The organism is Emticicia sp. SJ17W-69 (assembly GCF_051209875.1).
In the GTDB taxonomy this organism is placed as follows: Bacteria; Bacteroidota; Bacteroidia; order Cytophagales; family Spirosomataceae; genus Emticicia.
This window is the reverse complement of record NZ_JBNTQY010000001.1, coordinates 4,616,414-4,638,440: the sequence shown is the minus strand read 5'-3', so window position 1 is coordinate 4,638,440 and position 22,027 is coordinate 4,616,414. Positions and strand designations below refer to the sequence as shown.

Genomic DNA, 22,027 nt, shown 5'->3' with positions numbered 1-22,027 from the left:
AATATGTTTGTGTTTTGTGATTCAAAAGTGAAAATTTAATTATCCTTTGTTCCTTTAGACACCTATTTCAATGGGTAAAATATGAAGATAATTATTTGCTAATTAAAGCATTACCTTCAAACGCAATTCCGTCCCAGCCAGTTTTCATAAAGTTTCTGATATTCTGGTGATTGTTTGCTTCAGGATTTTCAAGTACATCAATTCTGTAAAATGCACCAAAACAACTCAATGTTTGTTCGACCGTAAAGTTTTGAAGTTTGGCAAATGAAAACAATTTGCAAGAACCAGAATTTTGTCCTGCCTCGTTACGTAAATCGCCATTTTGAAAAGCCGTTGGTGTAAAATCGTACAAGGCATCTATGGTAGCGATAGTATCATTAAATTCGATTTGATTGGGTGTTTCGTTGAGTTTTGTAAGAAATGAATCGAGTGTCATTATTGAATTTTTGATTGAATATTTTCGACAAAGTTTTGTCGAATTTTATATGAAAAATTATTTTGCTCGGTATTAGTGATACGTTCAGGATGCCACTGCACAAGCATTAAATATTGGTTTTGGTGGCTGAGCGAAGCCCATTCCAATCCTTCTACAATTCCATCCTCTGATAAAGCATTGATTTGCAGTGAATTAGCTATTATATCTGCTGATTGATGATGAGCAGAGTTTATCTCACCAATGGGTGTATTGATAATCTTCGCTAAGGTTGAATCAGTCAAAATATCAACAGTATGGTAGCGGTCTTTTCCTTCGTGAAATTTAGAGTGATTGTTCTTTCCTGCAGTTGGAATATCAGGTATGAGTGTACCTCCCAAGAATACATTGACCAATTGTAAACCTCGACAAATACCCAATACAGGAATTTGATTTTTGAAGGTATATTCACAAACTTTCCATTCAAATTCATCTCGGCGTGCATCCATGAAATTTGGATTACAAAGACTTAAATACTCAGGTTTGTTATAAAACTGAGGATGAATGTCTTCGCCACCAGTCAAAACAATGCCATCGCATTGATTGATTTGGTCTAAATTATTGTGTTTATATCCAAGTTTAATCGTTTCTATTTTACCTACATTCTGTGATAAAACCCATTGTTCATAAATCGGATATTTTTCTCCGCAGTCGGTTATACCTATTTTCATTGAGGATTTTCCAAAGAATTGTAATATTTGAAGATATTCACAATTCCATTTTCTGATTTTAAATTGATTTTGTTGACTTTCGCATAGTCTTCAACCAAAGGTTTTTTATCTCCAAAAAGATTAAAAAGTTGCTTACCTTTTGGTAGTTGAACTACTTCATCCTGCTTGAGCATCATTAGTTTAGAAGATTTTATAAATTCACCTTCAAATTCGCCTACACCACCCGAAGCTTCATAACCTGTTTTTTCAGTCGTTCCATTGCCTGTCAATGTACAAGAATGTTCCTTCAAAATGGTATTTTTACTGATATAAATTACCTCATAATAGGCTTTATTGAATTGACTAAAATGATGTCCCTCGATTGTAAATGCTTCAGGTTTAATGGTAATGGCATCTTTTTGTGGGTCTTCTACCACATAAAGTTCATTTTTTTGAACATTAAATGCCATTAAAAACTCCATATCTCTACTACTTTCTGTGCTTATCGTGCCTTTATACCAACCATTCTTAAAGAAAGGTGTTCCTTTATAAATCTTCATAAAGTCTTGATGTGTATTATTTACAACATCCCTCGAATTATAATAGGCTTGTAAAGTAGTATCTCCATTTTTATTAACAACAATTTTTGTGTCACTACTGCCAGGAATTTGTAATTTTCTTAGAAAATAATCATATTTATTGTTTGAAATTTGTCCGAAAATTTCGCACGAAAAAAGCAAGACAGAGAGTAGAGCTAAGTAAGTTTTCATAGTTTTATAGGTTTATTGCTAAACAAATATAAACATTTTTCCAAATTACAAAGCTTCTAAGTATAAATTTTTAAAGTCTTCTCTTGAAACAGGCTTTGGATTATTTGGATGAGCAAAATCTGCAATGGCTAAATCGGCCAAAGTTTCGATATGTTCTGATTTTACACCAATATCTCGCAAACGATGCGGAATATTAATTTGCGAATTCAAATCAAATAAATATTGAACTACTGCTTCACCTGATTCATCTTTTAAGTCTAATGTACGGGCAATTCTCCTAAATTTATCTTCAAATCCTGCGATATTGAATTTCATACCATAAGGAATATTGACAGCATTGGCCAAGCCATGATGAGTATCAAGTAAAGAAGAGAGTGGGTGAGCTAATGAGTGTACAACCCCTAATCCTTTCTGAAAAGCTACTGCTCCCATTAATGAAGCAATCAACATATTGCTACGAGATTCTAAATCTGGCTTATTTACTGCTTTTTCTAAAGATTTGTGTATCAATGAAATGCCTTCGAGAGCAATTCCTTCGCACATGGGGTGCCAGTTTTTTGCTACATAAGCCTCCATATTATGTGTAAGTGCATCCATGCCTGTAGCTGCAGTGATAAATGCGGGCAAATCCATCGTAAGTAATGGGTCGGCAAAGATAATTTTTGCTAAAAGTTTGGGTGAGAAAAGGATCTTTTTTTGATGTGTTTCATCGTCGGCAATGATGGCACTTCTACCCACTTCACTACCTGTTCCTGCGGTAGTTGGGATGGTAATAAAATGCGGAACGTCATTGGTAACAAAAACATCACCACCTATCAAATCATCATATTTGAATAAATCTTCTCTATGATTGATTCTCAATAAAATAGCTCTTGCCACATCAATTGCGGCACCTCCACCAATACCAATGATACAATCTCGGTCTGTTGCATAATAAGCTTCATCACCTTTATAAACATCTGATTTTACTGGGTTTTTATGAATATTACTGAAAACTTCAGTGCTAATACCTTTTGCTTGTAAATCCTGTAAAATTTGCTTAAAAAAGGGCAAATTGGCTACATTGGGGTCGGTAACAACCAATGGTTTTGACAGACTATTATCTTTTAAATAAGCAGGAAGTTCAGCAACTACACCTGCTCCGAATCGGATTTTTGTAGGAAAATTGAATTGAGAAATCACGTTGAATGTGTTTGTTAAATGATGGTGACGAATATACAACAAAAACCACGAACTCAACAAAATCTTATTGTTAAATTCGTGGCTTTGTAGAACAATCGCTTGTGCTGTTGCCCTACAATTAATCTCTTCTACCTAAATACATACTCAAATAATAAAGCAAATTGGCGACTGCACCTGCGGCGGCCACTACGTATGTCAATGCGGCCCATTTGAGAGCATCTTTTGCCATATCGTGTTCACCAGTGGTAACTACAGCTTTCGCTTCCATCCATTTCAAGGCACGATTGCTGGCATCATATTCTACTGGCAATGTAATAAGTGAAAACAAAGCGATAACGGCATTAGCCAGTACTAAAGCTAATAGCACTGTTTGGGCCATTGGCGTATTTCTTGAAAAAATATAACCCATAAACATAAATCCAAACATATAGAAAAGATTCATGCCTTTGGTAGCGATATTAACGATTGGCACTAATGAAGAACGCATTTTTAATGGTGCATAAGCCATTGCATGTTGTACAGCGTGTCCACATTCATGGGCAGCAACTGCTGCTGAAGCGGCACTATTTCCAGTGTAAACATCGTAACTTAAATTAACCGTTTTGCTCATTGGGTCATAATGGTCAGTCAATTGCCCATCAACTTGAATGATTCTTACGTCATAAATGCCATTGTCATGGAGCATTTTTTGAGCAACTTCCGCTCCAGTCATACCATTTCTTAAACGTATTTGGGAATATTCTTCAAATTTACTTTTCAAACGTCTCGAAACAAACAGTCCGAGTAGCATAAAGACAATACTAATAACAAAAATCATAGCTTTTGTGTTTTTTAATTTTATAAACCACCTTTTTAGCGTGAGTGGACGAATCAATGAATAAAACGATATTCAATATTATTCAGTTCCAAGAAATAAATTTTGTACAGTGTCGAATCGTATTTTTAACCTTATATTTAATGGTGATATTTTTGCTTATTCTTTTATAAAGGCCCATTTGTAGCTTATATTTGTCATAAAACTTTATGAAAATAGCTTTTTAATAAAATTTATAAAATACAATGAACCCAAACACAGGTAAATATGTCATTTTTATAGGTATTGGCCTTGTTTTAATAGGTATTATTATATACTTCTTTGCTGATAAATTTCAATGGTTGGGTCGTTTGCCAGGAGACATTCATTATGAAACGAAAAATACTCGATTTTATTTTCCTATAGTAACGATGCTCATCATCAGTCTTTTACTAAATCTTATAATATATTTAATGAAGAAATTTTTATAAATTTATCTTTTTAATGGACTGATTATCAGTGTATTATGTGTATGTTTTTATATGTTAATAATTGACAATTCCTGAGATGCAACCAAATTTTATTTGGTCTCGTCTTTAAAACATATAGCGAAGTAAAAATAAATAGAGATGAAAAATATATACATTCTCTTGTTGGCTTTGGGATGGATTTTTTCCGCATGTGATAGCGTAAAAGATTTACAGCCTCAGCAAAATATGAATGAAGCAGTACCACAAGCAACGGTTAATGCTATCAGACAAGCATTTCCAGAAGCAACTAAAATAAGATTTTCGACCATTGAGAAAAATAAAATTTGGCAGTCGGATTTTGAAGTGAAAGTTGAACCCATGTCTGCGATTGTAAATAATTTGGGGGTTATTACTGAAACTTATAAAGTAACAGGTGAAGTAACATTGCCAGATAATATAAAGAGCTACATCTCTACAAATTATGCAGGAGCAACCATCAAGAATGCTTCTCAACAAATTGGAAAAGATGGAAAGGTAGAAGGGTATAAAGTTTTTATTAAAACCAAAGAAGGTAAAGATAATATATTGGTTTTTGATGCCACTGGTACATTGACTTTGCTCATTACCGATGATAGAAATGGAAACACGCCCGCTCTAAATCCGCCAAAAATTTATTTTATTGAGAAAAATCAATTGCCTGATGCAATTAATACTTATCTCAATAACAAACATCCAGGTTACAACTGTATCAAAGCAGCTGTAATTGTAGATGGTGAAACAAAAACATATTCGGTAGTTGTAAGTAAAGACTTGACTTCGTTTGAATATTTATTTGATGAAAAAGGGAATGTACTCAAATCAAGTTCTTTTGGGGTGAATGCTCCCCCTAATCGAATGGAAGATAAACCATTGATAAGTACTGATTTACCCGCTGTTATTAAAGCATATTTAGATAAGGAGTTTAAAGGATGGACTTATGAAAAGGGAATTACTATTTCTCAAAATGGGGCTTTATTGGGCTATAATATCTTAATTACATTCGATAAAAAACAATTTTCATTGCAGTTTGATGCAACTGGTACACTGATACGTAAAGAACAAGTAGGAGGGGTGAGTGGCAATTCTAATAAATATCAAATACAACCAATCCAACCAAAAGATTTACCTAAAGTAATTGTTGATTTTTTAAACGAAAAACACAAGGAATTTAGGTATGTTCAAGTTTCCATTATTACAGATAAAAATGTAAAATCTTATTGGGTAACGATTTTGAAAGATAATGTTACGTATAATTATACCTTTGACGAGAAAGGGAAAGTATTACAAGTAACAGAAATTATGATAAAATTGCCCGATAATAAAGTAATTGAAGCTCCGCTTGAAGCTAAGGATATTCCGATAAAAGCAAAGGAGTTCCTTAATAAAAACTATGCGGGATGGGTTTTTCAGAAAGGCATAATAGCTTATAAAGACAATAAAATTTTCGGCTATTTGATAGCTATTAAAGTCGGAAACAATGACTATTACATTAATTTTGATGCAGATTCTAACTTCTTATTAGCAAGAAGAGGATAGTTTTTGCGTCGTTCCACACGAAAATACTAAACTTTTATACGTTAATACTAACACAGCAACCCTTTTCGGATGCGGAATGAAATTGAATTAGTTCTTGGCTGTCAGCGTAATGACCCGAGAGCCCAAGCCGCCTTTTATAACTTATATAAAGGTCGCCTTTTGGGTGTCTGTCGTCGCTATGCCCGAACGGTAATGGAAGCCGAAGATATTTTCCAAGAAGCATTTATCAAGATTTTCAATAAAATCAACGATTTACAAAAACCAGAATCGGTTGAGTACTGGGTGAAATCTTTGGTGGTTCGTACTGCTATCGACCACTATCGACAAAATTCAAACGAAAGGCAATTTGTTGATTATCAGGCAATTGAGAATCTTAGTGAGCCTGATATAGGTATTATTTCGCAGCTTAGCCATGAGGAAATAGTTGGTGTAATTAATCAACTACCTGATGGTTATCGTATGGTTGTTAATATGTATTTAATAGATGGTTATGAGCATAACGAAATTGCCAAAATTTTAGGTATCTCGGAAGGAACATCGAAATCTCAATTATCAAGAGCAAAAGTACATTTAAGAAAAACTTTACAAGAAATGGGGGTTTATTAATGAGTGAATGATTGAGTGAGTGAATGAGCGAATACACTTTCTTTTTCTTTAAGAAAATAAAAGAGATAATAATTTAATAGGAATATACCCTGTTGGGGATAATGAAATCAAAAGATCACATAAGACAGCAACTTTCGGAGAAGTTTAAGGATTACGAAGCTGAACCCCAAGAGGACACTTGGGCTAAGATTCGTTTTGGCCTTGACCTCAAAGAAAAATTTAGTGCTTATGAGGCCGAGCCAGAAGATGATACTTGGTCGAAGATTCAATTAGCAACCCAACTTTCTGAAAAATTCCGAAATTATGAAGTTGAGCCACAAGGTGAATCTTGGGCAAAAATTCAGTTGGCTACTCAACTTGCAGAGAAGTTCCGTCACTATGAAGCAGAACCGCAAGATGAATCTTGGAAAATAATTAAAGCAGCAATTCAGCCTGAGAAAAAGCGTCGCTTGGTTATTCTTCCAATTTTTTATCGTGCAGGTATTGCGGCAAGTATTGCCTTGCTTTTGGGCTTTGGTTGGTTTTTGATTAAAAGTAAACAAGGAGACCTGAATGGAGTTTCATTGAATAAAAACATACAAAATCAAGCTAATACTTCAATAAATAAGACTTATAGACCTACTAATCAACCTCAAGAAAAATTGCCAGTAAATAACCATTTGGATGAAAGCTTGTCAAATAATAATGTTCTTGAAAACCCTATCAATAATGATTTGGCTGGAAAACGAAAACCTATTCCGATTCAAGTCAAAGGTCGAAATAAAAACATTGATGAGATTCTGAAAAAAGAAACTTTCGCCCAAAATAAAGTTAAAATTAGACAGCATAAAGAGAAGAACAATTTACCAATTATAGAAGAAGATAATAAACCTAACGAAACAAATACCATTGCAGAGAATAAAAAAGTAATAATACCTCAAACTGAATCGGATGATAAAACTTTGACTTTCAATATTTTAAGTAGTAAATCATTCAAAGAAAAACTTATCAGAAAACCATTTGGTGCTATAGCTTATAATAATGAAGCTCCGATGATGGAAGAAGAAGGAGTCATTAAAAGAAAATTGATTTTCAGTACCAGTTTGATGCCTTTACAGGCTTATCAAGCTCTAACGATTTTACCGCAAACCAATACTTATATTCAACAAGTTGGTACATTGAATGCACTTGATGCACAACGTTTGGGTATTCAATTTAGGATCGGTGCAATGAAACCGCTTTCAAATCGTTTCTCGACGGGTGCTTCGCTTACGTATTCGGGAATTCAGCAGAGGGTAAGTTATGAAGTAAATAATGGCGAATATGAAATACAAACTACTGATAGTCAGAGTTATACATTGGTTGGTGTAAATGAAAGTATCAATCAAAGTAAGTTTTTGCAAACAGTTGGTTTAAAAATTGATAACTCATTTTTAATTTCTAAAAAGAAAAATGAAGTCTATGTTTCGGGTGGGGGAGAAGCCGTTAGAGTGATTAATGACAAAGAATATGCTTATTATCTCAATGCTTCTGTAGGCGTTTCGTACCCAACCAAAGGTGGTAAATCAATTTGGATAGAACCAACTTTCAGATACAGCCTTTCACAATCGCTTGATGCCTATAATTACCTACAAATTAGACCTTATAATGTTGGCTTGAATGTTCGGGTTAATTTTATGTGAGGATGTAAATTAATTACATCCTCCAATTTCGGCTTTGAAAACTCTATTGTTAGTAACCTGAAAGCCGGGCAATAATTCAACAGATTTGCCTCCTGAATATATAGTGCCATTTGAAATTAGTGCTGATGAACTAATTTTATTTGTAGCTCTAAAAGTTCCATTTGTTTGATTGATATGCCCAAAAGTTTGATTTTGAAGACAGCCAGATACGATAATTTGCCCTTCAGTTGGCACTAAATTTTCACAACCATTATAAAAGCATGTCGCAAAATAGCTACGAGATATGTCTAAAGCTGGAGTAATCAAAGTATTACCTGTTAAAATTACTGTATTTAATGAATTTGAATTATACCACTTGATAAGGCCATTTGAACATCCAATAGCAGATAATAATGCGGACTGTCCTTGTGCAGCTGTTATAGGTTGAATAGTTATACTACCACCACCTTTGTTTATAATGACTGAATTAGAAGAAATACTACACCCAGCGTTGTTATTATATTCTACGGAGTATGTACCCGCTTTATCGGTATAAAGCCACCCTAATTTTTCATTGGTTAATATATTTCCGTTCAGCTTCCAGATAAAATTATCAAGATTATTATTGTTTGATATTCCTGATATTTCAATTTTAGCACTTCTATTAGTACAAGCTAAATCAAAATCTAAAGATTTTAGCTTTATATCGTTGTTATTATTTCCAACAATTATTGCGTTAGATGTTGCAGTACAAGAGCCATTTGTAACTCTCAATGAATATGTGCCAGAAGTATTAATGTAAAGTTGACTTCCAGTACCATTTGTAATTTCAATACCATTTTTTAACCATTGATAAGTAAAGCCTGTGTAGGAATTTGCAAAATCAAAATTGAGGAATAAATAATCATTTGTGCCACATAGATTCTGCTTACGAATATCAGAATAAGTAATTTTAGGGCTAAAATTACTACCTATTGAGATATTAATAGGGTCTGACTCATTCTGACAGGTTTCATTTGCATCAACAACATATTTGTAAACTCCACTATTATACGCTGTATAAAAACTGCCACTGGATACTTTAGAATTGTCTTTATACCAATCACCAGGTGTTAGAAAACCTGCATATAAACCAACACTTCCTGAGCATACCGCCAAAGTAGATTTATAATCTATGATTGGTTTGGGTCTAATTGTGCTTTCTGAAATAGTAATTGGTTTGCTGTAAGATGTACAAGATGCTTGTTTTTTAAGTAATCTATATGTGCCTAAACCATTATTTAAGTAATCATGATAACCAAAATCCAGATAGTTTTTGGTCTCATTAGGTATATCTACTCCATTTTTTTGCCATTGATATTGGTAGTCATTCAAGATTGCCAGTCCATTGCCAAATGAATCTTCTAAACGAATATCATTGCCATATTTTAAACCAAATATTACATTAGTAATACAGATGGTGGTGTCATTGTTATTTGAAAAAATACTTACTGGCAGAGCTTTTAAAAAAACAATATTTACGTCTTTATTTTTATTAATTGTACAACCTGCATCTTGTACAATTACATTATAGTTGCCTGATTGTGTCGCAATAAAGTTACTTTGATTTGCATTTGATATATTTGTGCCGTCTTTTTGCCATTGATAAGTTGCGGTGGTACTTATATAATCGGAGAATAATTCCTTGTTTGTGCCTTCACATGAATATTCAGGCCCAATAATTTTTGGAGAGTTATTAATGTAGCTATTTGTAGATAAATATAGTGAAGAAGAACTCCCTATACAGCCTGCTTGATTGACATCAAAAGTATATGTTCCTGCTTGATTTACAGTAATTTGATTTGTAGTGGTTGTACCAATGGATGTTCCATTTCTTTTCCAATTAAATGTCAACCCATCAGTAGTAAGTGATTTTCCTCCAAAACTTACTACCTGTGCATAATACGTTTTACTTTTTCCTGTACATAAGTAATCACTATAAGAGTATTTATTTATATCATATATTTCATTAGGATTGTCAATAATTCTATGACCGTTTTCAATGGCACCTATATTCAAACTTACAACATTACTAAGTAACTTTTTGTTTGTGTAGATATCAATTGTTTCTAATTGAATATTATAATCATTTCCATAAGTAAGAAACTCATACGGACCACCTATGTAATTAGTAAATTGAAAAGGAATTTTAAACGAAAGAGAGTTAGTTTTTTGAATGACCTTAGAGCTTATTATATTATTGCCTTTCCTAAAGTTTATAAGTATCGTATTATTTGTCAAAGTTGTTGTAATAGGAATATTAATTGTATTGTTAACACAAAGATTATTACTACTTAAAGCTCCTATGCTAAGTGTTTGAATGACTTCAATTTTGATGTTTTTTGCTAAACTCTCACACCCATTAACAACACATGTTGCTTGATAGTAAGTGTCTTTATTCAAGGTTGGTGTTGTATAGTTGCCCCCAGTACTCAATGATTCTCCTTTGCTATACCATTTTGTTTGTCCAAAACAATTTGTTGATGTCAAGGTAGCTGATTGCCCAAAGTTTATTATTTGATTAGATACAGTTGGAGAGGTTGGTTTAATACAATTAGGTAATACTTTTATTGAAAAATCCATTGCATTTCCCAATCCGTTGGTATTACAATTGGTGTATGAGCCATCATTTGTTCTGATTAATCTCATTCTTAACCATGAATTCTGAATAGAATTAAGGGGTACTATAAAATTGCCTGAGATTGGTTGAATTGTTATGGTAGTAGTTTTTTGACCTGATAAAATCTCTTCCCCATTATCATTAAAATCACCGTCATTGTTAAAGTCAATCAATAATTTGTAATAAATTGTGCCTGTATTATAGTCGTTAAAGTAAAAATTATAATTGTTACCGGCAGTTAATTCTGTTTTTAAGGCACATGAGTAATCAATATAGTTTAAGGATTTTTCATAATAATTTTTGTACGAAATACTTCCTAAATTAAAATCTACGCTGTAAACAAAGTCTGTGGATGGTTGAGCTCCTGAAAAAGTGCATGCATTTATAGGAATTCCTTTTGTTGCAGGGGAGCTAAAAACGGGTAGCAAACCTTGTACAAACTCTGGATAATGGAAGTTTATGGTTTCTCTCATTTTATCACGTTGCATGATAGTGAAGTTATTTTGATAAGAGCCATAGCTCATAAAATTGTAAATTACTTTACCTTTTCTCCTTCCTGTACAAACATTAATATCATCGGGATAGAAAATGTCATTTATTTGATGTGGGTCTGTATCACTTAACCCATCTCCATCATTACAATTAATAATATCGTTAGAGAAGAATGTATGGAGGAGCCCACAGGCATGACCTATTTCATGAGCGAATACAGAAGAACCTTCCTTGTCTGTAATTGTATTTGACCTTAGGACAACATCCTCTAAATCACCAATTGAAACAAATCCTTGTTTATCGGTTATTACAGGAATTAATCTTATGTTTAAACATTTAATTGTAGGATTCGGGCTAAGTTGTAAAATATCTTTTTCAAAATATTGGTAAATTCCTGTACTTAGGCCTTGTTGAAAATATGATTGAGCTAAATAAGGAGGCAAATCATACATACTTGCTCTTTTTATCCCATTTGAAATACCAAATGGCTGACAAGAAATACTGTCAGTAAGTAAATAAAATTCGATTTTTGTATTTACGGATTCTTTAAAACCTCCTTTAGCACTATAAGCTAAATTCAAATTAAAGAGTGCTTTCTTTAATGTGTCTTCATGGTAATTATACCCATAACCTTGTGCTTCACCATGATGATAAACATGAAAAACTACAGGGATTCTAATAATGAGATTAGAATCTGGGATTGAATTGACACTATTAATTTTAAATTTACTTTGGTTTTCGATGTTAACTTTTCTCTGAATTCCACAATCGACAGCTTTTTGAGCCTTCATGGAATGCTGTATGAAAGCTAAAAGTAAAATAATCAGTAGTTGTTTTCTCATCACAAATGTTATTTAAGAGAAGGTGTTATCAAAATTATCAAATCTTACGCCTTCTTCTAGCCAAAGGCAAAATCGCTCCAGAAATTAAAACTACATTCAAGTGTTTGATTTCCCGAATGAAATTTTTATTAACCAAAAATGATCGATGTATGCGAATGAATGAAGGATTTGAAGCAAGTTGTTGCTCAAATTTCTTTAGCGTATAAGGAGATATTTCTTTACTGCCATCAGCAAAATAAATATTGGTATAATTGATTTGAGCTTCAAGTAGATAAGCCTCTTTCAATAAGTTAGGTGGTCGCATAGCAAAAGTGTTTTGGGTGTTTTTATACCTCAAAATTATCTGCTATGCCACCGTCATGCAAAGATTTTCAAATAGCTTGTGTTTTTTTCAAATAATTGGTTTCAAAGGCCAAAAACCTTTTTTATTTTCTCAAGTAATGTTTTCTTTTCTATTCTAGTTTCTTCGCCCATTTCTTTCATAAAAGCATAGTATTTTTTACAAAAATCTCTTGATCCTTGCAAAACTTTACCATTTTTCATGGTCATTTCAAATGTCGAATGATTGTAATCGGCTTTTTGGTCGAGGTTTACACAGATACTATTTTTGATAGAAAAGAAATTGTGGTCAAGTTCTAAAATCTGACGATACTGCCCCAAATTCTTAAAAGCAATTATTTTTTCTCCGTTAGTCAAATAAAAATTGGTCATTACAGTATCTGCTTCTAAATAAATAATTTGGTCGATTGGAATTCTACGAATCTTCTTATTTGCCAAATGGACAGCAATAAAATCACTGACTGAACCTTCTTTTTTGATAACAAGCATCAATCCATCTAAAACTTCTCGTGCTTCTTTCATCGACATTATTTTTTCGACCTTACTTATCGCAGTAATTAATTCATTGTATCCAAATGGTTTAGAAAAATAATAGATAGCTGAGTATTTGAAAGCTTTGGCGGCATAATCATATTCAAGATGGCCCGTCATGAAAATTACCTCAAATGTAATATCAATGTTATTATCTAATAATTGCTGAATAATATCGAAGCCTGTGCCATTGACAATCTGAATATCACTCAAAACCAAATCTGGTTTTTTTTCAAGAATAAGCTCGTAGCCAGCGTTCACCTCTCCAGCTACGCCCACTACCTCAACCGTCGGACAATGTTTCTCGAAAATCTCTAAGATAGATTTTACCGTTTTTTCTAAATCCTCAATGAGTACTACCCTAATTTTTCCCGTTTTCATTTCCTTCAAATCTTATCGACATGGTTATTTTTGTTCCTTGTATTTTGTCATATATTTTTATATCAATCAAGTATCCGATTTTCCTCAAAACTTCTATCCGATTGAAAACCAACTCAGTACCAAGTGACTTATATTTGGCTATTGATTTTTTTTGTAACTCTCTGGATTTCTCTCGTCCAATGCCGTTGTCATCAATTTCGCATACCAAATAATCGTCAATTTCTGAAAAAGTAATGGTCAGTTTGCCCCTTTCTTGCAGTTCGTTGAAGCCATGTTTGATGGCATTTTCTACAAAAGGCTGAATAAGCATTGTTTGAATTTTGTAGTTTGAAGAATCAACAGGAGGAATTTCAATGATTTCGTAATCAAAGTTATCTCTTTGTAATTTCTCGAATTCGATATAAGAGCGAAGCAAAGCAATTTCTTTCTCCAAGATAATTTCGAGTTTGATTATTGAACTGATTGTTTTGTTATCAAAAGCTGAAGCACTCAAAAAACTTCTAATCAAATGTGAGAGTTTTACAATATTTTCACTTGCTTCCTGCGATTGATTTTCATTAATTTGGCTTTGAAGCGTTACCAGCACATTGAATATAAAATGTGGATTGAGTTGTGCTTGAGTAGTCTGAATCTGTAAGATATTCATTTGTCGCTCTTGTTCTTCTGCAAGGCGTTTTTGTTGACTAATTTTTTTGTTTTGAGAATAACTTCTGTTAAAAATATAGCCTAAACCGCCTAAAAGAATCAAAAACCCAAAAAAAGCATATTGATAAAAGTCAGGAGATTTCCAAAATGGTATGTTTACCTTAAATTTTAGGTGCGTAATTGGATGTTTATCACCTTCCCAAATATTTCTCCTACTCCGCACTTCAATCGTAAATACGCCAGCAGGCATATTGGTCAAATAAATGGTACGGTCGGTTTGCCATTCTGACCAGCCTTCTTTAAAACCCTTGATTCTGTAACTAAATTGGGCATTAGCACTTTTATCTTCGCCCACTGACTCTACTTCTAGTCGCACTTCATTTTTGTTATTTTCTAACTCAATTGGTGCCATATCTTCGTACTGAAATGGTAATCTTTGGCCATTTATTTTACGGATATAGGTTTGTAATGAAACTTGTTGGAAGTTGAGAAGTTTTGGGTCGAAGTAGGAGAGAACCGTCCCCGAGCAAACCCAAATTTTACCTTCAGAATCTTTAAAAAAGCCATTTTGACCAGGTTCAATGCCAACCAAACCATTGTGATAATTCAGTACTTTTACAACCTTTTCTTCATTCGATTTATAAAGGGCATCGAGGTCAATGATATAAATATTGAGGTTGTCGCTGATGGCAAAATATTTCTCAGAAATTTGACCTAAAAAAACCGTTTGTTTATCTTTCAAGTACTTTTCAAAAACAGCATCAAATTTATCGGTTTTAGCATTATATTTACTCAATCCATCATTAAATGTACCTGCCCAAAGCCCACCACGACTATCGAAAGTCAGGTTGACATTGACCAATTTCATGAGTTTTTTGTTGGTATTTGTATAGTATTTAAAACTTCCCTTGTCTGGATTATACTTTACAATATTTCTTCCACCCAGCCAATAATTACCATCAGCATCAACAGCAGCAGAAAAAATGAGCCTTGGCTGCAGAAACATTTGGGCTGTGTCGCTAATTATTTTGTAGTGATAGGGAGGTTTATTATCAATTATTGCAAATGCACCTACCCCACAACCAATGATTTTATTGCGTTGACGGTCTTCGGCAATATTGAAAAAAAAGACCGTGTCTTTTTTGGGGGAAAAATACTCAAACTTGCCCTTTTCTACCATTAAAGCTCCATCGAATCTTGGAAACCACAGCTTATTATACTTATCTCTCAGTGGAGAATAGTACCATGAGTTTATGCTTCCCTTATCATAATTATAGCCATTCTTTTTGAATACTTTTGCCATAATCGGCTCATGTTGAGTGATGGTTTGTAGCTTTTTTCCATCATATTTTTGAAGGTTTACCTGAAAATTACTTATCCAAATATTCTTTTTGTGGTCTTCTACCACACCCCAAGCATACGGAACTTCCGAACGAGTAAAATATTTGAAGCCATTTAAAAATAGGCAAAAAAGACCTCTTTCAGTGCCTATATATAACTTTTGACTTTCTTTTTTTGCATTTGATTCAGAGGAATATCCACTTAATTCATCTGAAATCTTAGCTATGTTTTTTTCTATTTTATCATAAATCCAAGTTTTTCCTTCAAAGCTGAAATTAAAGTTAAAGGTTGGATAATAATAAAATTGAGTCTTGGTAGGAGACAAAGAAAAGCATAAAACAACTTGCTTGTTTTTCAAGAGATAAACGTGGGTGGTGCTTCCGGAATTAACTTTTAATAGTAGATTGTCTCTTATTTTACCTAAATAAATTACAGCATTCTTATCTTCGCTTTGAAAGATACTAACAAATTTCCTTTTCTTTTCATCAAAACAATAAAGTTCACTACCAATTACGGCATATAAAATACCATTATCGCTACGAAAATTGGGAATAGCACCTTTATTATCTAATGTGATACCTTCAAAAATAAATTTTTCTTTAGAAATACTAAAAAGAGAATCATTTCGCATAAAAATCATTTTGCCTTTATGCTCAACTATATTTGTGGAGTTTGTTTGGGTGAAAGTATAATTGGTAAAAGATTTTCCGTCAAACTTGGCATATCCACGATAATCATAAGTAAGCCAAATATTTCCTTTTGAATCTTCGGTTAGATTACTAAAATTGACAAATTTGAGGCTATCTTGCTTATAAAAATTCTCAAATTTTTCACCATCAAATTTGCTCAAACCGAATTTTGTTGCCGCCCAAATATAGCCCCTGCTATCTTCAAAAACTCCCGTTACCTGCATTTGAGCAAGTCCTTCTTTTACGGTATATTCTATTATAGGGTAGTGCTGAGCAAACCCACTGAAAGAAACAAAAAATAATAAAAAGTTTATGAGATATTTCAAGAAAAAAGAATTTTATGGGAAGTTATAAGTAAAAACGAATAGCACCAAAAACTATGTAATAGTTGGTAGAAATTAAAAATAGTTGGTTTAAATAGAACTACTTTTTCACCTTAAATAACTCAGATTCTGTTCTTGCCTCACTCATAATTTTTTCCATTTCAGCAACAATAGTTGGGTGTTTTAAGGCGAGATCGCTTGTCTCGGAAATATCTTTACTTAAATCGTACAACTCAATTCTATTGCCTTTTTCTCTTTGCTTAACTGCTTTCCAATTACCTTTTCTTACTGCTTGGTCAAATCCGTTCTCAAAAAATTCCCAATAAAGATAATCATGTTTTTGGTTTGCTTTTTTTCCAAATAAAGTATTCACAAAAGAGATTCCATCAATATTTTTGGGTGATTTTGCTTTGGTTAATTCCGACAAAGTTGGAAAAACGTCCCAATTGGCTAAAGGTTCATTGGTAATTTTTCCTTTAGGAACATTGGCTCCCCAAGCTATCATCGGCACTCTGATTCCTCCCTCATATAAATCTCTTTTAAAACCTCGCAACTTTCCATTACTATCAAAAAACTCCATTTCTCGCCCTCCTTCATTGTGTGGACCATTATCAGATGTAAAGAAAACGTAAGTATTTTTGTCTAAACCCAATTCTTTTAGCAAGACCATCAATCGCCCAATATCACTATCTAAATGCTCAATCATGGCGGCAGTATTGGCATTTGCTTTGTCTTGTGATCGATACGAGCGTGCCGCAAGATTTTTCTGAACAAAAGGTTTATTTTCAGGAAAAATACTACTTCCATCAGGCTTTAGATATTTCTTTAAAGTTTCCTCTGGAGCATACATTTCTGCGTGAGGCATCGTGATTGCCCAATACATAAAAAATGGACTTTTCTGATTTTTTTTCACGAAATCGAATGCTGCATTGGTGATTACAGGATGAGAATGTTGCAAAGAATCCATTTTGTATGGTACACATTTGCCTGATTTTATTTCCCATAAATTATTGGTATAGTAGCGATGAGCATGTCCTTGAGTGGTATAACCAAAAAACTCATCCCAACCTTGTTTTTCTGGTGAACCAGTATTGTGGCTTTGGCCAAGCCCCCATTTCCCGTACATTCCTGTATGGTAACCATTCTCTTTCAAGGTTTTTGGTAATGTTTTTTCTTCTGCTCTAATAGGAAATTCTCCATTACCTCTGATATAGGCGTGTCCCATGTGTAGCCCTGTCATCAAAGCATAGCGAGAAGGAGCACAAACAGTGTTTCCTGAGTAAAAATCTGTAAATCGTATGCCTTCCGCTGCCATTTTATCAAGATTTGGCGTTGGAATGATCTTTTGTCCATAGCAACCCAAATCACCATAACCTAAATCATCGGCCATGATATAGATGATATTAGGCTTTACATTAGTTATTTCGCTTTCGTTTTTTGCCGAAATCAATGATATAAAAGTCACAAAAATAAACAAGCGTAAAATATTACTTTTCATACTAAGGCTGAATGTTTTTAGAGAACGAAAGATAGGCGTTTTTTCTAAAAGTTTCAAGATTTGAGAGGGTAATTGGCTTGGATAAATATAAACCAATGAAAAACAAAAGCCTCTTTACAATCATTGTAAAGAGACTTTTGTTTTATGAAACTAAATCTTTAAGTTTTTGATTTTCGGTTTGTAGTGAGCTATTTTGTTTTCTTAGTAGATCGATATATTCTTGATAAAGTTTTCGTTCGTTTTCTGTTAAAGTCTGATTTGATATATGCTTATCATTGCTGTTAGGGTTTTGTGAAACATTAAAAAAAATGCTGTCATCAAAATTCTCTAAACTTTCTTTTTCTAAACCAAAATATTTGGCGATTGTTTCAATATTTTTTGGAGTAATATCTACTTTGCCATTCTCCATTTTGCTAATAAATAGTTGAGTTTTGTTTAATAAACGTGCGATTTCTGCTTGTTTAATTCCTTTCATCTCACGAATTGTGCGAATGTTTTTTGCTAGGTTACTCATTTTTTTATAGTTGAAGTGAAAAATAAATAGGTGTTATTTTTGTTTATTTCACTTTTTGGGATGTAGTAAATATAATTAAGCGGTATTTATTCAAATCGTATGCTCAAACCTATTAATAAAAGTGTAAAAAACAATGATTTAGTTGTATTTTACAACCAAAAACTTTTGATTCTCTCTATTCTTCCTCATAGATTTGTTCCATCAAAACTACTAAACGCCGGCAAATAGTGGTAATGAAAGGCGGTTTCTGAAAAGCCTGTGAGAGAGTAAGGAAAATGTTATTTCAAATTTGTAATGATGAAGAAATTAGAAATTAAAGAAATGGGAAATTATAGTGGCGGATCAATGTCTTATGGAGCTGGAGCTGTTTGCGGTTTAGCACTTGTTGGGACATTTGTTTCAATAGCAGCGGGTCCAGCAGGCGTAATAGCCATGGGGAGTGTCACGGGTAGCTTATGTGCAGGATCAATTTGGGCAGCTTGGAATGAGTAATTTAATGGAACATTATAAATTATTTTTACAAGGTAAAATCCCACTAAATTATAGTTACATTTCCTTTTACAATAAATTTATTTAATTTTTTAAACTTTAATGAAAATGAAAAAAATAGAAGAAAATGAAATGCTTCTTATAAATGGAGGTATTAAATGGGCTGATTTTGTAGATGGTTTTTGTGATGGGTTAGTAATTGGGGAGTTAATAACGGGACAATGGGTTGCTGGCCTCATAACAGATAGAGCTTGTTCTGCATGGGGACTTGGTACAAAATGGTTCTCTTAACCCAAGTGTTTTTTTGAAAATAACTTATCAAAAGGTTTCTATTTTTTACACAAATAATGTAGCATATAGAAATCTTTTGATGCAAAAAGCTTAAATGATGAAGAAAATAAATATACTATTCTCATTTTTAGTAGCTATTCCAGTTGCTATTCGTGTATATAGAAAAGCAAATAATGAGGCTTTATCTACTAATGAAGAGGTCTTTTTTTTTATATATGGCATTGTTATATTGCTTATATACTATTTTTTTGTATATAAAAAGAAAAAACAGAGAGAAAATTAAAGCCATCGTATTGATAGAATTATTAAAATTAAAACTATCCATTGAATTTTAATAATTTCATGTTTGTTAGTGTATTTTTATATATAAAAATGTTCCGACTTTGATAATTTAGTCAGTCTATCATAGGGTTTTGCATGTAGTGTTTTGGGTTTTCTTATAGTTTATTTATCATCTATGGTATTGAAGAAAAGAGAATAAACACTGATTTAGGAGTAATAATGTCTTTCTGATATATAGCTAAACTGAACACTCAAAATATATGAGAAATAAATTACTTTATAATTTTATTCCTTTAATCATTCTACTGACAGGGTTTATATTTTTCTATGTTGTCAAGTATATTTTGAGGCATCAGACTTACAACTTATTAATAGGAGTTCTTCCTAATTTTATTGTTGGACTTATATACCCATATTCTATATTAGTGAATCCAAAGAATATCAAAAAAAATAATGCTCAATTGTTTTTTCCTTTAGTGTGTGTCGTATTACTGATAGGGCTAATTTTTGAAGAGTATTATCCCATACTCTCAAATAACAAAACTTTCGATTATATGGACATAATTGCCTCTGTTGTTGGCGTTTGCTTATCGTATGCTTTTTTTAAGTATTTTTTGTTTGAAAAATTACGCTATAAGAAGTTATCAAACTAAAAGACTGTTTTTCATTAATGAAATGAAAGAATAGACAGAAAATAGAAGTTTTCCTTAGACATGAAAAATAGAATCACACATCGAGTCTCAATAATAGCATCTTTTGCATTGGCTATTTTACAGAAAAATCATTCAATATCATGTTTAATAAATGTGTTTTTTTTCTCAACATTAAAAATATGCAAAATATAGGAAAAATACCATATAGAATATTAATATTTCTATTTGTAGTTCTATCAATATATTTTTTAAACAGCCCGAAAAAGCCAGTTGATAGCCTTTTGGATATTGAAAGTATGCTTACTAATGGCAGTGGCTTTGTTATAGGATTATTGACTGTCTATATTTTTAGAGAGAAGAAATAGTTCAATATTTAATAGGCATTATTCTGGCAAGATATTCAATTTTGTATAAGCAGTTTGTTTTGGATTGTTGAAGATGGAATTTTTGGGTTTTTCACAGCTAATTTATCAAATAAATTTGAAAAGAAAAATGAGCAATTAAAACGCAATAACTATGGCTTTCTTCTTAAAAAAATACATTTGGCACATATTTGCAATAGTTCTTTGGGGTATTTATTTTATTACTTATTCCGAAAGGTTTGATGATGAAAACAGCCCAATTATTATATCATTTATTGTGTGGGTTTTAATGATTATTGCTTTAGGTTGGAAGTTTTATGAATTTCGCAAGAAATAAACGATGTAAAATATGAAAAATCCATCAAAACTTATTAAAAAATATATTCTAAGTAAATTCTCGATTTTAGTAGTTGTTAGTTTGTTAACAAGCTACTTATCCAAAAGTTTGCTTATTAGTGATACACTATTATTTAATTTCTACTCAGATATTTTGAGCTACGAAAAAATTCAAGCATTAATAGAACAAGGAAAAAAATGGGAATGGTTTGGCTATCTCTTTATTCCAATCATCTATGGTATTAAGTTTTCTTTAGTTACCTTATGTCTAAGTTTAGGATTGTTCTTTTTAAATACCTCTCATAAGCTCAAACAATTATTTGAGTTAGCTATCAAAGCAGAGTTAGTTTTCATTGTAGCAGGCTTATTTAAAATTCTTTGGTTTCTTTATATAAGGACAGATTATACGCTTCTTGATTTACAATATTTTTCACCATTATCGCTTCAAAATATTATTTCTATTCCGAAATCAGATATTTGGTTACTTTATCCTTTACAAGTTACTAATCTTTTTGAGATGACTTATTGGTTTGTTTTAGCTTGGGGGTTAAAGGAAATTATTCAGAAAAACATTGGAGAATCTTTGAAAATAGTTGCCTTATCCTACGGAAGTGGCTTAATTGTATGGGTCGCATTTATAGTATTTTTAACACTGAATAATTCATGAGAAAATACCTAAAAATATTGATAGCTATAATCTTATTAGGTGGTATCTGTATTTTATCTTTTGGTATTATGAAGAGCATCCAAAAGAAAAAAGAAGTATTTGAAAAGATAAAAAACTTGCCAATTTTTTCTTTTCAAACACTTGATAATAAGATATTTAGCAAGAAGGATGTTTTAGAAGATAAAAATATTTTACTCATAGCTTTTAATCCAGATTGTGATTTTTGTCAAGCAGAAGCTGAACATATCAAGAATGACTTATCTATATTAAAACCTTTCCAAATTTTAATGGTCTCACCAGCAAAAGCAGATAGCATCAAAAAATTTGCCTTGAAATATGGTTTGGCAGATCAAGAAAATATTCAATTTTTAATTGATACTCACAATGAACTACTTAAAAATTTTGGTATATCTTCTTTCCCTACTTCTTTCGTATATTCTTCCGAGCAAGTTTTATTAAAAAACTATAAAGGAGTAGTCAAGCCCCAAGTATTATTAAAAGATTTGGCAAATCAGCAGAAATAATTCTTTAATAC

The 22,027-nt window shown here is 32.4% G+C and carries 21 protein-coding genes; 10 read left to right on the top strand and 11 right to left on the bottom strand.

Features of this window, described 5'->3' with window-relative positions:
- Positions 1-91 precede the first annotated feature (91 nt).
- The 5 genes from ACQUQZ_RS18960 to ACQUQZ_RS18940 all read right to left on the bottom strand — a co-directional run bounded on the left by ACQUQZ_RS18960 (position 92) and on the right by ACQUQZ_RS18940 (position 3,891).
- Positions 92-436 (bottom strand): HopJ type III effector protein, encoded by a 345-nt coding sequence (locus ACQUQZ_RS18960; RefSeq protein WP_435356660.1) that lies wholly within the window; start codon positions 434-436, stop codon positions 92-94.
- Entirely contained in the window at positions 436-1,143 is a 708-nt protein-coding gene (locus tag ACQUQZ_RS18955; RefSeq protein WP_435356659.1) for a gamma-glutamyl-gamma-aminobutyrate hydrolase family protein, read from the bottom strand. Before ACQUQZ_RS18955 ends, ACQUQZ_RS18960 begins: the two co-directional genes overlap by 1 nt.
- Positions 1,140-1,892 carry a hypothetical protein gene (locus ACQUQZ_RS18950; RefSeq protein WP_435356658.1) on the bottom strand — a complete coding sequence of 251 codons (753 nt, stop codon included), beginning with the start codon at positions 1,890-1,892 and terminating at the stop codon, positions 1,140-1,142. Before ACQUQZ_RS18950 ends, ACQUQZ_RS18955 begins: the two co-directional genes overlap by 4 nt.
- 45 nt (positions 1,893-1,937) lie before the next feature.
- Positions 1,938-3,074 (bottom strand): iron-containing alcohol dehydrogenase, encoded by a 1,137-nt coding sequence (locus ACQUQZ_RS18945; RefSeq protein ID WP_435356657.1) that lies wholly within the window; start codon positions 3,072-3,074, stop codon positions 1,938-1,940.
- Between the two features lie 118 nt (positions 3,075-3,192).
- Positions 3,193-3,891, bottom strand: coding sequence for a zinc metallopeptidase (locus tag ACQUQZ_RS18940; RefSeq protein WP_435356656.1), 699 nt, complete (start codon positions 3,889-3,891; stop codon positions 3,193-3,195).
- A gap of 242 nt (positions 3,892-4,133) precedes the next feature.
- On the opposite strand from ACQUQZ_RS18940, the gene ACQUQZ_RS18935 reads away from it, so the two are divergent.
- The 4 genes from ACQUQZ_RS18935 (at position 4,134) to ACQUQZ_RS18920 (ending at position 8,179) form a co-directional block, all read left to right on the top strand.
- Positions 4,134-4,358, top strand: a complete 225-nt coding sequence (locus ACQUQZ_RS18935; protein ID WP_435356655.1) for a DUF2905 domain-containing protein — start codon at positions 4,134-4,136, stop codon at positions 4,356-4,358.
- Between the two features lie 138 nt (positions 4,359-4,496).
- Positions 4,497-5,912 carry a PepSY-like domain-containing protein gene (locus ACQUQZ_RS18930; protein WP_435356654.1) on the top strand — a complete coding sequence of 472 codons (1,416 nt, stop codon included), beginning with the start codon at positions 4,497-4,499 and terminating at the stop codon, positions 5,910-5,912.
- 69 nt (positions 5,913-5,981) lie between these two features.
- Positions 5,982-6,518 carry an RNA polymerase sigma factor gene (locus ACQUQZ_RS18925; protein WP_435356653.1) on the top strand — a complete coding sequence of 179 codons (537 nt, stop codon included), beginning with the start codon at positions 5,982-5,984 and terminating at the stop codon, positions 6,516-6,518.
- Between the two features lie 101 nt (positions 6,519-6,619).
- The gene (locus tag ACQUQZ_RS18920) at positions 6,620-8,179 is read left to right on the top strand and encodes a hypothetical protein (protein WP_435356652.1); all 1,560 of its coding nucleotides are present in this window, start codon (positions 6,620-6,622) and stop codon (positions 8,177-8,179) included.
- 9 nt (positions 8,180-8,188) lie between these two features.
- On the opposite strand, the gene ACQUQZ_RS18915 is transcribed toward ACQUQZ_RS18920, so the two are convergent.
- From ACQUQZ_RS18915 to ACQUQZ_RS18890, 6 genes are all read right to left on the bottom strand, one after another.
- A complete protein-coding gene (locus tag ACQUQZ_RS18915; protein ID WP_435356651.1) occupies positions 8,189-12,151 on the bottom strand; it encodes a 3-coathanger stack domain-containing protein in 3,963 nt (1,320 codons plus the stop codon).
- 37 nt (positions 12,152-12,188) lie between these two features.
- On the bottom strand, positions 12,189-12,455 hold the full coding sequence (locus ACQUQZ_RS18910) for a LytR/AlgR family response regulator transcription factor (RefSeq protein ID WP_435356650.1): 267 nt from the start codon (positions 12,453-12,455) through the stop codon (positions 12,189-12,191).
- 101 nt (positions 12,456-12,556) lie between these two features.
- Positions 12,557-13,402 carry a LytR/AlgR family response regulator transcription factor gene (locus ACQUQZ_RS18905; RefSeq protein WP_435356649.1) on the bottom strand — a complete coding sequence of 282 codons (846 nt, stop codon included), beginning with the start codon at positions 13,400-13,402 and terminating at the stop codon, positions 12,557-12,559.
- Positions 13,383-16,403 (bottom strand): histidine kinase, encoded by a 3,021-nt coding sequence (locus tag ACQUQZ_RS18900; protein ID WP_435356648.1) that lies wholly within the window; start codon positions 16,401-16,403, stop codon positions 13,383-13,385. Before ACQUQZ_RS18900 ends, ACQUQZ_RS18905 begins: the two co-directional genes overlap by 20 nt.
- Before the next feature lie 97 nt (positions 16,404-16,500).
- The gene (locus ACQUQZ_RS18895) at positions 16,501-17,898 is read right to left on the bottom strand and encodes an arylsulfatase (protein ID WP_435356647.1); all 1,398 of its coding nucleotides are present in this window, start codon (positions 17,896-17,898) and stop codon (positions 16,501-16,503) included.
- Between the two features lie 142 nt (positions 17,899-18,040).
- On the bottom strand, positions 18,041-18,412 hold the full coding sequence (locus ACQUQZ_RS18890; RefSeq protein ID WP_435356646.1) for a helix-turn-helix domain-containing protein: 372 nt from the start codon (positions 18,410-18,412) through the stop codon (positions 18,041-18,043).
- Between the two features lie 297 nt (positions 18,413-18,709).
- Between ACQUQZ_RS18890 and ACQUQZ_RS18885 the strand changes: the two genes are divergently transcribed.
- From ACQUQZ_RS18885 to ACQUQZ_RS18860, 6 genes are all read left to right on the top strand, one after another.
- The gene (locus ACQUQZ_RS18885; protein ID WP_435356645.1) at positions 18,710-18,904 is read left to right on the top strand and encodes a hypothetical protein; all 195 of its coding nucleotides are present in this window, start codon (positions 18,710-18,712) and stop codon (positions 18,902-18,904) included.
- A 105-nt stretch (positions 18,905-19,009) separates the two neighbouring features.
- A complete protein-coding gene (locus ACQUQZ_RS18880) occupies positions 19,010-19,192 on the top strand; it encodes a hypothetical protein (protein ID WP_435356644.1) in 183 nt (60 codons plus the stop codon).
- A gap of 1,114 nt (positions 19,193-20,306) precedes the next feature.
- Entirely contained in the window at positions 20,307-20,492 is a 186-nt protein-coding gene (locus ACQUQZ_RS18875; protein WP_435356643.1) for a hypothetical protein, read from the top strand.
- A gap of 151 nt (positions 20,493-20,643) precedes the next feature.
- Positions 20,644-20,826: a hypothetical protein gene (locus tag ACQUQZ_RS18870; protein WP_435356642.1), complete on the top strand. Its 183-nt coding sequence runs from the start codon at positions 20,644-20,646 to the stop codon at positions 20,824-20,826.
- Between the two features lie 12 nt (positions 20,827-20,838).
- The gene (locus tag ACQUQZ_RS18865; protein WP_435356641.1) at positions 20,839-21,492 is read left to right on the top strand and encodes a hypothetical protein; all 654 of its coding nucleotides are present in this window, start codon (positions 20,839-20,841) and stop codon (positions 21,490-21,492) included.
- Positions 21,489-22,016 (top strand): peroxiredoxin family protein, encoded by a 528-nt coding sequence (locus ACQUQZ_RS18860; protein ID WP_435356640.1) that lies wholly within the window; start codon positions 21,489-21,491, stop codon positions 22,014-22,016. The genes ACQUQZ_RS18865 and ACQUQZ_RS18860 overlap by 4 nt, the downstream gene beginning before the upstream one ends.
- The last annotated feature ends 11 nt before the right edge of the window (positions 22,017-22,027 follow it).